At 29.2% G+C, this 12410-nt stretch carries 16 protein-coding genes and 1 riboswitch; all 16 genes read right to left on the bottom strand.

Annotated elements, in window-relative coordinates; genetic code table 11:
• Window positions 1-13: 13 nt before the first annotated feature.
• Window positions 14-1105 (bottom strand): glycine cleavage system aminomethyltransferase GcvT, encoded by a 1092-nt coding sequence (gene gcvT / locus KA824_RS03335; protein WP_107385156.1) that lies wholly within the window; start codon window positions 1103-1105, stop codon window positions 14-16.
• A 73-nt stretch (window positions 1106-1178) separates the two neighbouring features.
• Window positions 1179-1276: riboswitch (glycine riboswitch) on the bottom strand.
• Window positions 1263-1787, bottom strand: coding sequence for a shikimate kinase (locus KA824_RS03330; protein WP_107385157.1), 525 nt, complete (start codon window positions 1785-1787; stop codon window positions 1263-1265). Its footprint overlaps the riboswitch before it by 14 nt.
• Before the next feature lie 164 nt (window positions 1788-1951).
• A complete protein-coding gene (locus KA824_RS03325) occupies window positions 1952-2395 on the bottom strand; it encodes a ComGF family competence protein (protein WP_107385159.1) in 444 nt (147 codons plus the stop codon).
• Complete coding sequence (locus KA824_RS03320; RefSeq protein WP_107524433.1) at window positions 2373-2666, bottom strand: hypothetical protein; 294 nt, start codon at window positions 2664-2666, stop codon at window positions 2373-2375. Before KA824_RS03320 ends, KA824_RS03325 begins: the two co-directional genes overlap by 23 nt.
• Window positions 2647-3087, bottom strand: coding sequence for a competence type IV pilus minor pilin ComGD (gene comGD, locus KA824_RS03315; RefSeq protein ID WP_181187590.1), 441 nt, complete (start codon window positions 3085-3087; stop codon window positions 2647-2649). Before comGD ends, KA824_RS03320 begins: the two co-directional genes overlap by 20 nt.
• On the bottom strand, window positions 3077-3394 hold the full coding sequence (gene comGC, locus KA824_RS03310) for a competence type IV pilus major pilin ComGC (protein WP_107385413.1): 318 nt from the start codon (window positions 3392-3394) through the stop codon (window positions 3077-3079). Before comGC ends, comGD begins: the two co-directional genes overlap by 11 nt.
• 19 nt (window positions 3395-3413) lie before the next feature.
• On the bottom strand, window positions 3414-4481 hold the full coding sequence (gene comGB, locus KA824_RS03305) for a competence type IV pilus assembly protein ComGB (protein ID WP_348634142.1): 1068 nt from the start codon (window positions 4479-4481) through the stop codon (window positions 3414-3416).
• Entirely contained in the window at window positions 4453-5427 is a 975-nt protein-coding gene (gene comGA, locus KA824_RS03300; RefSeq protein ID WP_181187591.1) for a competence type IV pilus ATPase ComGA, read from the bottom strand. Before comGA ends, comGB begins: the two co-directional genes overlap by 29 nt.
• A 59-nt stretch (window positions 5428-5486) precedes the next feature.
• Window positions 5487-6110, bottom strand: a complete 624-nt coding sequence (locus tag KA824_RS03295) for an MBL fold metallo-hydrolase (RefSeq protein ID WP_107385049.1) — start codon at window positions 6108-6110, stop codon at window positions 5487-5489.
• A gap of 2 nt (window positions 6111-6112) precedes the next feature.
• Window positions 6113-6436 carry an MTH1187 family thiamine-binding protein gene (locus tag KA824_RS03290; RefSeq protein WP_181187592.1) on the bottom strand — a complete coding sequence of 108 codons (324 nt, stop codon included), beginning with the start codon at window positions 6434-6436 and terminating at the stop codon, window positions 6113-6115.
• The gene (locus KA824_RS03285) at window positions 6436-7422 is read right to left on the bottom strand and encodes a glucokinase (protein ID WP_107385047.1); all 987 of its coding nucleotides are present in this window, start codon (window positions 7420-7422) and stop codon (window positions 6436-6438) included. Before KA824_RS03285 ends, KA824_RS03290 begins: the two co-directional genes overlap by 1 nt.
• A 309-nt stretch (window positions 7423-7731) precedes the next feature.
• Window positions 7732-7938, bottom strand: a complete 207-nt coding sequence (locus KA824_RS03280) for a YqgQ family protein (RefSeq protein WP_107385046.1) — start codon at window positions 7936-7938, stop codon at window positions 7732-7734.
• Complete coding sequence (locus KA824_RS03275) at window positions 7922-9373, bottom strand: rhomboid family intramembrane serine protease (protein WP_181187594.1); 1452 nt, start codon at window positions 9371-9373, stop codon at window positions 7922-7924. The genes KA824_RS03280 and KA824_RS03275 overlap by 17 nt, the downstream gene beginning before the upstream one ends.
• 11 nt (window positions 9374-9384) lie before the next feature.
• Window positions 9385-9927, bottom strand: coding sequence for a 5-formyltetrahydrofolate cyclo-ligase (locus tag KA824_RS03270; RefSeq protein ID WP_107524463.1), 543 nt, complete (start codon window positions 9925-9927; stop codon window positions 9385-9387).
• A gap of 134 nt (window positions 9928-10061) precedes the next feature.
• Complete coding sequence (gene rpmG / locus KA824_RS03265; protein WP_019469354.1) at window positions 10062-10211, bottom strand: 50S ribosomal protein L33; 150 nt, start codon at window positions 10209-10211, stop codon at window positions 10062-10064.
• Window positions 10212-10340: 129 nt separating this feature from the next.
• Window positions 10341-12392 (bottom strand): peptidoglycan D,D-transpeptidase FtsI family protein, encoded by a 2052-nt coding sequence (locus tag KA824_RS03260; RefSeq protein WP_107385043.1) that lies wholly within the window; start codon window positions 12390-12392, stop codon window positions 10341-10343.
• Window positions 12393-12410 lie beyond the last annotated feature (18 nt).

The following is a 12410-nucleotide window of genomic DNA, read 5'->3' as shown; positions in this document are numbered from 1 at the left end:
ACACCCCTTTAAATTATTTATTAATTTGATTTTTCTTAACAATTTTTGCTTTTGCTTGTCTTTTTCTTATTTGTACTATAACTTCCTTGCCCATTTCAAAAGCATCTCTATCAATTATAGCTAAACCAATAGACTTACCACTTAATGGAGATTGTGTACCTGAAGTAACTTCACCAATCTCATTTCCATCGATATCATAAACAGTGTAACCAGTTCTTGGAATTCCTTTATCAATCATTTCAATTCCAACTGTTCTTCTCTTGGAACCATTTTCTTTTTGATCTTTTAACACGTTCTTACCTATAAAATCAGCGTCGATTAATGGTTTAGCAGCAAATGCAATTCCACCTTCATATGGTGTGATTGATTCACTTAAATCTTGTCCATGAAGTGGTAAACCAGCCTCTAATCTTAATGTATCCCTAGCACCAAGACCACATGGTTCTACATCATATTCTAATATTGATTCCCATAGATATGGTGTATCATCTGATTTACAATAAATTTCAAAGCCATCTTCACCTGTATAACCAGATTGTGATAATATTACATTTTTACCAAAGAATTCAACATCTTGTAGGAATTCAAATGGAGTCATCTCTGATACATCATGATTCACATGTTCTTGAACAAAATCACGTGCTTTTGGACCTTGTATAGCTAATTGTCCATATTCTGTTGAAACATTTAAAACTTCAGCATCGAAATTTTCTGCTTGTTTTTTCATCCAATCAAAGTCTTTATCAGTATTTCCAGCATTTACGACTAGTAAATATTCTTTTTCACTAAGTTTATAGGTGATTAAATCATCGATAATACCGCCTTGTTCATTACACAATGCTGTATATTGTGCCTTCTTTGTGTCTAAATTATCAGTATCATTTGAAAGTAAGTATTGTACTAATTGATCTGCTTCAGAACCTTTTATTAAAATTTCCCCCATGTGACTTACGTCAAATAAACCCATATTTGTTCTTACAGCATTGTGCTCATCTTTAATACTTGAAAATTGAACTGGCATAGCCCAACCACCAAATTCAACAATTTTTGCACCAAGATCCACGAAGTTTTGATAAAGTGGCGTGTGTTTTAATTCATTTACCATTGCTAAACCCCCTATTATTGTATTAAAAAAGACAGAGTAGACTAAGCCTACCCTGTCAAAAAATCCAGGAATGCGTCTCAGTATTATCCTTTTGCCTGAGAGTTTCGTTAAACTTGCACCTTCGGCGATGGTTAAAATCAATTATTAACCATTCTCTCTAATACTGGTCATTCGCTTTCATCGATTCCAATATTTTTTTATATGTAACTGGAAGCGACTTATTACTATTCACTTTGATGAATGCGATTTCATTATATCTTGAAACTCTAGTTGAATACAAGCTTTTTAGTTTAAAAAGCGGTTTATTATTTGCATTGGGTCTGTTGCTATCATTTTTAATTCTATCGTATAGAATTTCTATATCACAATCTAACCATACAACATGTTTTTGCTCTATTAATAAGTTAAAAGCGTCATTGCCCTCGATGATGCCCCCTCCTGTAGCAATGACATCAAATTGGTTAACACATTTTTTTAAGTATTTAAACTCCAAGTTACGAAAACCTTTTTCTCCTAATTGTTCAAAAATTTCTGGTATTGTTTTCTCTTCTTGTTGTACTATAAATTCATCTAAATCTACAAAAGTTAATTGATTGTGTTGTGCAATATATTTCCCTAATGTTGTTTTACCTGTACCCATAAAACCTATTAAAATAAGCGGTGTTTTAATTTTATTTTTCAAAAATATCTTCCTTTTGTAATTGTAATTTAATTTGTTTATCATAATAAGACTCAATATTATCAAGCGTTTTTAGCTGAATATTAAATTGAAAAGAATATATTGCTATTAGTGATAAATATAGCATATAAACAACCATCACAAAAGGGTATATGTACCCGTTTATGTTAGAATTGAATTGCTTTTTCAAAAGTACCTCCTGTATAATGCATTTTCAATTTTAATTTTATGTGCTTATTTTTTAATAATATGAATTGTGCATTTGTTACATTGTTTAATAATGTGATGTTTCCTGTATTATTTATTGTTTTAATAATCTTATTATTTTTGAACTCATATCTTATAATATTTTCTCTTGTGTCGAATTTTAATATTCGTCCGTTTTTATCAATTTCTAGTGCCTTTGAATTTCTTTGCAATAGTGTTTCGGTTAAGTCTCTAGAAAAAAATTCTATATCAATGGATGATTCAAAATTAGACTGATGTTTTATAGGGGTGATTGATTTATATAATAAAGGTAACATTGTAAATATTAATAAAGTAATAAATAGTGCAAATAATACTTCAATGTAAGTAAAACTTGAATATTTATTTGTAAAAACATTTTTCATTAACTTGGTCCTTTATTCTAATACATAAATTTGAATTGGTTAATTTAACTTTGTATCCTTCAATATCAATGCCTTTTAGTAAACTTTTACGATCATTATGTTTTAACGTTAATAATGTAATTCTTTTCATACTTAATCTGTCGATTTTATCGCTGAAAGTATGATTTAATTGTAAAATCATAGGCAAAAAAACACTGCACATTATAAGCATACAAACAAAAGCGATATATGCATCCATAAGTATACTACCTTTAATGTTTTTGTTTCTCATATCTTAATCTTCCCTTTTCAATATGAAATATTAATTTAAAAAGTTCATTATCTACTGATAAAAAAATACTCCCAAATTTATTTGTATTACCTTTATTGTTGAATGTTAAATAATTTATATTACTTTTAGGATGTATATAAGTATTTTGTGGAAAATTTATTTCTTTATTTTCAGTTGACTGTTCTCTAACTATGATTTTATTTGAATAGTCGTTAAATATGAGTGTTATGGATTTATCATCTTTAATCGCTTTAGATTTCAAATAATTTAGTTGAATGATTAAAGTATTCATAAAGTAATTGTTTTTATTAATTTTCTTATCATTTATAGATATATGGTTTACTTGAATAAATAATAAGATACTTATGATACCCATAACCAATAGCATTTCAATATATGTAAATGCTTTACTAGTTTGCAATTACTTCACCGTTGTTAATTGTAATGGTTGATCCTGATTTACAATTTTTTTGGTTTTCTTTGATATAGCCATCCGCAATAAGTTCATCTATAGACTGTGGTTTTTTATTATGTTTTAGAGTAAATGCTTCAACTTGACTTTCAATCATTTTTATTTGTGCTTCACAACCAGTATTTTGAATATGTGAAGATTGTTTTGCAATATTGGGTATAATCAATATCAATAATAAGCTTATAATTAATAATACAAGGAGCATTTCAATTAAAGTAAATGCACGCTTATTAAAAGTTCTTTTTATTTTGTTCATTAAAAACCTCCGAATGTTATTATTTAATCGTTTGCATTAGATCGAACATAGGTAACATTATCACTAAATATAAGGAAATGATCAGTATCCCTAGCATGATAAATATAGTTGGTTGTATAAATTTAATTAATAATTGTAAATATCTTTCAATTTTTGTAAATATGATTTCGCTATATAATTTTAATTCTATATCTAGTTTCCCTGTCTTTTCACCCTCCTCAATAAAATTAATCAATCCTTCTTCAAAACAAGAAATCTTTTTTAAAATTTCACTTAACTTATGACCACTTTGACTACCTGTTGCTAATTTTCTAGCAAGATAAATTAAATATGTGTCATTTTTTTGCTTAAAATATATATCAACGATTGATTGTAAGGTCACACCGTTCTTATAAAACAATGCAAATTCTGTAGAAAGTCTGTAAGTTTTATAAAATTTAAAAAAAGTACGTAAAATGGGGATTTTTAATATAATTCTATACTTCAAGTTAATCGATAATTTTTTTGTGATTTTATAAAATAAATAAGAAAAAATTAAGCAGTTTAATGTAATAATAAGTAGTGTTTTAGGTAGATAAATTAATATGAAGGATAAGATTAATTGTGTTTTTGATATTTCAATATCAAAGCTATTATAAAGTGCTTGAAATTCGGGTATAATAGTATGATTTAAAATTATCAACATTCCTATAAAAATTGTAATTAATAGTAAGGGATATTGCAGTGTTCTAATTAGTTGTTGCTTCGCTTTGTTATTTCGAATCAAATAGTCTTTTGCATGTGGTAGTGTTGATGTGAGTTCACTAAATAACTCTGAAAAATATATTAACATGATTATAATTTTGGGATATTTTAGAAGTAATAATATTTCATAACATTGTGCACCTTGATCGAGACGTGTATTAATCAGAGAAATTAATTTGGGCGATTTAATTTTTATATGTTGTAATAAAAATTTAAATGATTCCGATAATGTAAAACCATGTTGAAGTAAATCATGCAATCTTTGAAGTAAGTCAATTTGATTCTTTTCGCTGATAAGCATAAATCGAGGTGTATTAAAGATATCTATTGAGTGTTTCTTCACAAATTTCTCCTTCTTTTGCCATTTCTTGCAATTTGTAAGATAAATTTTTGAATGTATTCGGAAGTGTAAGTTGATTTTCAAAATAAAAGGCTATATCTTCACGGTTTAATTGTTCATAAATAAGAGAACGTTCATTCTTTGAAGTGATTACTAATCTCTGATTAATAATACTTAATACCGTCTGTCGCAGTTCTTGAATAGTAATGCCCATTTCTAATAATCTACTCAATGCTCCTTTACAATTATTTGAATGTATTGTTGAAAGTACTAAATGCCCACTTAAACTTGCATGAATTACTTGTTTAGCAATCATTGCATCCCTGATTTCACCAATGAGTATTATATCAGGATCACACCTCAAAATAGCCTTAAAAGAATTAGCATAATTAATACCTGCTTTTTCGTTGATAGACACTTGTGTAATTCCCTCAACTAAACGCTCTACAGGATCTTCTACGGTAATGATGTTAACATTTAAATGCTCCTTTGCGTGTACTATGAGCTGATACATTAGTGTACTTTTTCCTGATCCCGTCGGACCACTAAACAATATTAACCCTTGTTTTTTATGAACTAGCTTAAATAATTGATTAATACTAAGTGCTTTTGCAGAATTTTGAAAGTATTGAGGTATAATTCTCACTACACAACTTTCAAATCCTAGAGATAAAGGTAAAGTTGAAACTCTTAAATAGTATAATTGTTTGAGTTTGTAAGCATATCTTCCACTTTGCGCAGTGCTATGTGTTGAGACATCTAAGCCAGCTTGATATTTCATATATGTGAGCAATTTCCTATAAATATGAACTTCTACTGTTTCTATAGTGCTTAAATATTCTTTTTTCCTAAATTTAATGTGTACTTTGTTTTGGTCAGGGATAAAGTGTACATCTGATACATTTTCATTAATAGCTTTATCAATAATATTTTTAAAGAGTAACTTCAAAAAAACACCTCCTACAATAATACACGTAGGAGGTGTTAATATTACTTTCTAAAATTAAATTAACCATGCAAGTATGGATTAAGTTGTTCATCTTCTATCGTTGTATATGGCCCATGCCCTGGGAATAAAGGTAAATCATCATCTAGCTTGAATAATTTATCTAATATCGAGTCAACTAATGTTTCATAATCACCTTTATATAAATCAGTTCTTCCTATACCTTGTTTAAATAAAGTATCACCGACTACAGCAAAATCGTCAAATATAAAAGACAAACTACCAGGCGAATGTCCAGGCGTATGAAGTACTTTGAATTTAAAGCCTTCAATTTCCATAGAACCTTCATCAATCTTTTGTGGTGATACGCGACTTGTGACAGGTGTTAATCCATATTGCTTAAATTTCTGTGAACCATTTTTATCAGTATTAGTTAAAAAATCAAACTCACTGTAATGCATATAAACGGGCACCTTATATTTATCAACAATTTGATCTAAAGCACCAATATGGTCGAAATGAGCGTGTGTTAACAATACTGCAATGACAGGTTTATTAATTTGGTTTAATTTTTTTATAATTAATTCATAATCAGCCGCTGGATCAACTATAATGACATGCTTATCATTTTCAATAAAATAAGTATTCGTCTTTACTAAGCCCAATGCTAAACTAGAGATTTGCATTGTTAGTGACCTCCATTATCTAAATGATTTTGAACTGATTTTAGTTTATCATTCATTTTTCGAGATTTATCTCTTCTATCGTCAATTCTGATATTCGTACAAACTCTATCAATACCTTTATCAAAAGGTAATTCATGAATGGCTTGAACGACTTCAAATAAATCTTTCAAATCTCCTTCAATTAAGGTATTCATTGGTGTTAATTGATAGTCAATTTTACCTTGTGCTTTAAATTCTTTTAATTTCGTTTGTATCTCAGCAATATACTTGCTAACACTTGGTCCTTCTGTACCCACAGGTATAACTACTGCATCTACTATAGCCATTATTTCACACCTTCCTTTTCAATTATATAAGTATAAATTAAGCCAGCAGCACCAGTAATGCCCGCATCATTACCTAATTTAGCTTGAACAATTTCTGTTCCTTGTTGTGCTGGTGTAAAAGTTAGATTATGATACTCTGTTTTTATATTTTCAATTAAAATCAAACCAGCTGTAGACATTCCTCCACCTAAAACAATATATTTAGGGTTACTTGTCACGCTGATAATACTGCACAAATATGCAATATAATTAGCTACACGCTCCGTAATAAAGATACAGAATTGATCTCCAGCTTTCGCTGCATCAAATACTGCTTTTGCGGTAACTTGATTATCTTTAATTAATTGAAGTATCGAAGATTTAAACGTTAATTTAGGATAATAAAAATTCACTAAATTAACAACACCTGTCGCGGAAGCAACGGTTTCAATACAACCTGATTTACCACAATTACATTTAAAGCGTTGATCATGGTCAACTCTAAAATGACCAATTTCAGCACCAGAGCCATTATGACCGTGCACAATTTCTCCGTTAGAAATAATACCGCCACCTAGACCAGTGCCTAATGTGATTGCAACTACATCGTCTGCACCATGTCCTGCACCTTTGTGCTTTTCACCTAATGCTGCAACATTAGCATCATTATCAACATAAACAGGACATTCTACAAATTGTTTGAAAATTTCTCTGACATTAACAGTTTCTTTCCAATATAAGTTAACTGCACCATTAACCTCACCTGTTTTAAAATTCACTGGTCCTGGTACACCAATACCAACACCTAACACATCTGAAAAAACAAAGTCAGAATTATCGACATGTTCAACGAAAGATTCATAAACATTTTTCAAAAGTGCATAACCTGTAACATCTGACGTATCAGTCTTTATAGACCATTTCTCAATTTGTTCTAATTGTTGGTCGAATATACCTAGCTTACAAGTTGTACCACCAATATCTGCTGCTAAGATAATTTTTTTCATGTATTTTATTCATCCTTCTCTTATTTTTTAAGGAATACTAATCTAAATCTTGATTTCATCAACAGTCGATTTTAACGTTTTGCATGTTAAAATAGTTGTCTTTTTCCTTAAAATATATTTTTTCTCTGTATAAAACATATATATCTATATTAATATTTTTCATTTCACAAATGCAATGATAACGAATATAAAGATATATTATATAATCAATAACAAAAAATGTGGCTATTGATTGTTAACTGTTTAAACTGCCAATATGGTATGTATCCATATTATAAAAACTACTTACTCATATAATGATTCAAGGCATTAGCGTTCATTTTTCCGTTGATTAATAATTAATTTAGATTTAATATAATCATCTTTGGTAATTAAACTATATTCATACAATGAATGTAGCTCTTGTTCCATCATTTCATAAATATCTTCCTTATCCTTGAAGTAAATGATAAAACCAAATTTTTTTAAAAGTTGTTGCACATCATAAAATGTATTAATCTCATGAATCACCGTCATCGCTCAATTCTTTATTTAAATTAATATAATCATGATTAGTTGGATCTATTTTTAAAGCGGCTTTAATATGTTTTTTTGCTTTATCTTTGTTATCGATAGATCTATTTGCAACCGCTAGTTGGTAATTTAATAATGCAGAATCTGGAAAATTTCTTAAACCTCTTTCCCATGTTGCCATGCCCTCTGATTTTGAATCCATTGTCGCATTAATTAATCCTTTTAGGTAGTATGTTTCATCATCGGCATAACTTTTATTTACCGTGTGTTGCACCATATCTTCAGCACTTTTATAATTACCATGCTTCATTTCCTTTTCAATGATTGTATTATAAATATTATCCTCTTGAATCGTAAAGATTCGAATTTGAGCTGCAATAAATAAAACAATCATTAAAATTAGAAAAATCCAGAATTTATTTTGGTTAATTTTAAAATAATATCCTATAAGCGTTATTAGTAAACCACCAATAAAACCACCCACATGTGCTATTATATTTACATTTTGCATTAGTAATGAAGCACCAATTAAGATGACTAGGACAATTAATAATTGGCCAATTAACTTTTGATTAAATTGTTTACCAATATGCATAAAAGCAAAAATGGCTCCAATTAAACCAAAAATAGCACCGCTTGCACCAACGGAAACCGTATCTGTATTAAAAGATAACGAAGCAAAATTACCAAATAAGCCAGAAACAAAATAAATAATTAAAAATCGCCAATGCCCAACAATAGCTTCCACTATTTTTCCAAAAATAAATAAACTTAACATATTCATTAATATATGTTCAAAATTATAATGTAAAAATATAGATGATATGAGTCTGTACCATTCTCCATGAACGACGTTAAAATGTACAAGACCTCCAATATCTAAAAGTTTTAAATCAGAAAAATGATTTAAAAATAGCACCATCGAAAGCCAGATAATAATATTAATTACAATTAATGAATATGTAACTGGTGCAAATTTAAGCATATGTTTTTCAATAGGATTATTATTTAATGCTCTTTGCTTATAATAGCCTTTTGTATGCTTCGTACTGCGATTAAACATAAATTTCACTAAAAAATTGGGCATTATTTTATCCATATGTTCAACTTGTCGAATAATTTTTACTTTGAATTTAACTGATTTTAGCTCGTCTAAATTTTCATTTGTAAATGTTTTATCAGTGTAAATATATAAATTATAATTTTTGGGTTTGAAACCTAAAAATGTAATAATATCTTCTTCATGGTCTTGAACTCTACTTTTATCAAATCTAACTTCTTGTGTAGAATTAGCACCAAATTTAAATATTGCAACAGATTGCTTTCTTTTATTTGCAAGCCAAATTTCAGAATCATCTTGATTACGATGTACTACTTGATAGTTTAAATATTTTACCCAAGTATAAATTGACTTCCAAAAGTGCTTTTCAGTTATCATTTTTTCCTCCATTAATTCGTAGTCGCTATAATTAATTTTTGCACGGGTTGATCATGTGCTTCTATTTCAAAATCATTCATTTGGAAGTCATAAATTAAACTTATCGTTGGCTGGTGATGCTGTGATAAAAATTTATCAAAATAGCCCCCACCATAACCGATTCTATAGCCTTTGTTATTGAATACTACACCTGGTACTATTAACAAGTCTAAATCATTAGTTATTTCAGTATTACTTGTAACATAATTAATTCCTTTATCGTCAGGTGCAAGATTCGATAAATCATCTAAACCTTTAAATGACATTGTTTTAGTTTTATAATCAGTTTCTGGTACATATACATTTTTATCATCATTTAGCATTTTTGAAATGATTGGATAAGTATCGACTTCATGTGCCATTGAGAGCACAATGCCAATACGTTTTGCCGATTTATATTCAGATGAACTCAATAATTGTTGTGTTAAGTATTGGTCAGTAGATAATTTTTGATCTTGTTCGGAAAATTGCTTCATTATTTTTATTATTTCTTTTCTTAATGAACGTTTACTCATATATGACACCTTCCCATTTTATATCCTCTTTTATTATAACGATAAAAATATATTATGTCATCATACTGCTATTTCAATATATTTTTGAAAAAAAATAACCAGATTCAAATTTTAGAATCTGGTTAAAATTTTTATTATTTTGTTTCACGGTGCAATGTATGTTTGTTATCACGAGCACAGTGTTTTTTCATTTCGATACGTTCAGGATTAGTACGTTTATTTTTTGTTGTAATGTAGTTTCTTTCTCCACATTCTGTGCAAGCTAGTGTTACGTTTACGCGCATGCTAATTCCTCCTTACCTTTTCAAAATACGACTTATTTATCATACCATTTAGTTATAAAATTGAAAAGTATTATTTTTTAATATAGACCATACCCATAGGTTTTAAACTTAAAATAGGCTGTTTATGGTTTACTTTTTATCTTTTTCCTTAAAATAATAGTTAATTATATCGCGACCTAAGTCACCACCATTAAGCCAAGGTTCTGGAACAGGTTGATTAGTATATACAATTGAAAATGCTAATTTTGGATCTTCAATTGGTGCATAACCAACATAAGTTGAATTTACTTTTGGTTCACCATCTTGGAATACTTCTGCTGTACCAGTTTTACCAGCTGAAGGGACAACCGTATCATTGAAACTTTGATAGCCTGTACCTTCTTTTTCATTAAATGCCATTTTAAAACCTTCTTGTACTTGGTTAACTTGGTCTGATGTATTGTTAACTTTGTTTAATACGTCGCCTTTTACTTTCTGTTTAACTGGACCTAAGGAATCTTTATTTGTTGCTTTTCTAATTTCTAAGCCAATATGTGGTTGAATTCTATAACCATCGTTTGCAATTGTAGAAGCATATTGTGATAACTGCAATGGTGAATAAGTATCATATTGTCCAATTGCTAAATCTAAATAGTTTCCTGGATTATCTGTTAATGGTTCTATCTGACCGCCAGTTTCATTTGGTAAATCGATACCTGTTTTAACGCCTAAACCAACTTGATTTAACCCTTTTCGTAATTTTTGACCTGCTTCTGAAATATCAGTAGGCAATGTCATATTTGGTGAGTATGGTGAACCAGCAATTTTTAATGCTGTTTTAAACATGTATACGTTTGATGAATGCATTAAAGCTTCTTTATCATCAATCGTTACTTTACCATCTTGGTTGAAGTATGAACGTTTAGAGAGACCGCCTGCAAATTTTAATGGTTCATCAACCATTTTCTCACCAACATTAATGGCATCATTTTGGTAACCTGCTAATAATGTTCCACCTTTAACAGACGATCCAACAGCGTATTGTGACGTGAACGTTCCGATATCATAATCGGTTAAATCACCGTTTTTATCAATTTGTTTACCTGCCATCGCTAAAATATCACCATTATTAGGATTTTGGACAACCACTAAAGCATTGTCCATATCTTTAGCACCTTCACTACGTAATTTGCTTATTTGTTTTTCCAAATACGCTTCTGTTTTCTTTTGTAAGTCTATATCAATACTTAAAACAAGATCGTCTCCACGTGATCCTTCATGAATTACTTGTGAATCAATGACTTCTCCTGATTTATCTGTTGTGTATTTCATTTCTTTCTTTTTACCTTTAAGAATATTATCGTATTGATATTCTAAATAAGATTTTCCTACACGATCATTTCTTGAATATCCTTTTGATAAATATTGTTCTGTTAATTCTTTTGGAATACCTTCTTGTGTAGTAGAGACATCACCAAAAATACCGCGTAATGTATCATCATATGGATACTTTCGATCCCAATCCATCGTGGTATTAACGCCTGGTAAATCAGAAAGTTTTTGTGACACTGCAGCATATTCTTCATCTGTAACATCTTCATTTTTAATCATTTGAGGATCTAATGCAGAACCAGACATCATTTCTCTAAATATTGCTAAAACTTGTAAATCTTTATCAGAAAATGAATCAAATTGTTTCTTTCCAATTTTTTTATGTAATGTTTCATCATATTGTTCTTGAGTAATACTTCCATCATCTAATAATGATTGTTCTTTTTTCATTAATTCATCAGCTTTATTAGGGTGCTTTAAAATCCAAAAATCTTGTTTATCTCGATCTGTAATTTTATCAGTATCCATTTTTATAAGTTTTGATAAATCATTAGCTATTTTTAAAACCTCTGATTGCGACGTTTTTCTTCCACGAGAAAAAGTAATGGCTTTTTTAGATGCATTATCTACTAGGACTTTACCATTTCTATCGAGAATTCTCCCTCTTGGAACAGCTTCATTAACAGTTAAATTTTCACTGTTTTTAATTAATTGCTTATAATGAGAGCCCTGCGCAATTTGCAAATAACCTAATCGTAAAACAATAACCGCAAAAATAAATACAATTAGACCAAACACAAAGCTTATTCTTTTGTTCATCGTATTTCTTATTTTCTCATCGTTTGATTTTTCCTTTAATCTTTTTAGCAAAACAACATACCTCTATTC

This window comes from Staphylococcus sp. GDY8P198P, assembly GCF_017891615.1.
Taxonomy (GTDB): Bacteria; Bacillota; Bacilli; order Staphylococcales; family Staphylococcaceae; genus Staphylococcus; species Staphylococcus cohnii.
Note: the sequence above shows the minus strand (reverse complement) of the source record. Positions and strands in the feature narration are given on the sequence as shown.

What these genes read in the sequence shown, in the direction of transcription:
- comGC (WP_107385413.1), bottom strand. Translation starts at nt 3,394, where the DNA reads ATGAACAAAATAAAAAGAACTTTTAATAAGCGTGCATTTACTTTAATT.
- KA824_RS03270 (WP_107524463.1), bottom strand. Translation starts at nt 9,927, where the DNA reads ATGAGTAAACGTTCATTAAGAAAAGAAATAATAAAAATAATGAAGCAA.
- KA824_RS03275 (WP_181187594.1), bottom strand. Translation starts at nt 9,373, where the DNA reads ATGATAACTGAAAAGCACTTTTGGAAGTCAATTTATACTTGGGTAAAA.
- KA824_RS03320 (WP_107524433.1), bottom strand. Translation starts at nt 2,666, where the DNA reads ATGAGAAACAAAAACATTAAAGGTAGTATACTTATGGATGCATATATC.
- KA824_RS03285 (WP_107385047.1), bottom strand. Translation starts at nt 7,422, where the DNA reads ATGAAAAAAATTATCTTAGCAGCAGATATTGGTGGTACAACTTGTAAG.
- KA824_RS03280 (WP_107385046.1), bottom strand. Translation starts at nt 7,938, where the DNA reads ATGACGGTGATTCATGAGATTAATACATTTTATGATGTGCAACAACTT.
- gcvT (WP_107385156.1), bottom strand. Translation starts at nt 1,105, where the DNA reads ATGGTAAATGAATTAAAACACACGCCACTTTATCAAAACTTCGTGGAT.
- KA824_RS03290 (WP_181187592.1), bottom strand. Translation starts at nt 6,436, where the DNA reads ATGGCTATAGTAGATGCAGTAGTTATACCTGTGGGTACAGAAGGACCA.
- KA824_RS03295 (WP_107385049.1), bottom strand. Translation starts at nt 6,110, where the DNA reads ATGCAAATCTCTAGTTTAGCATTGGGCTTAGTAAAGACGAATACTTAT.
- KA824_RS03325 (WP_107385159.1), bottom strand. Translation starts at nt 2,395, where the DNA reads ATGAAAAATGTTTTTACAAATAAATATTCAAGTTTTACTTACATTGAA.
- rpmG (WP_019469354.1), bottom strand. Translation starts at nt 10,211, where the DNA reads ATGCGCGTAAACGTAACACTAGCTTGCACAGAATGTGGAGAAAGAAAC.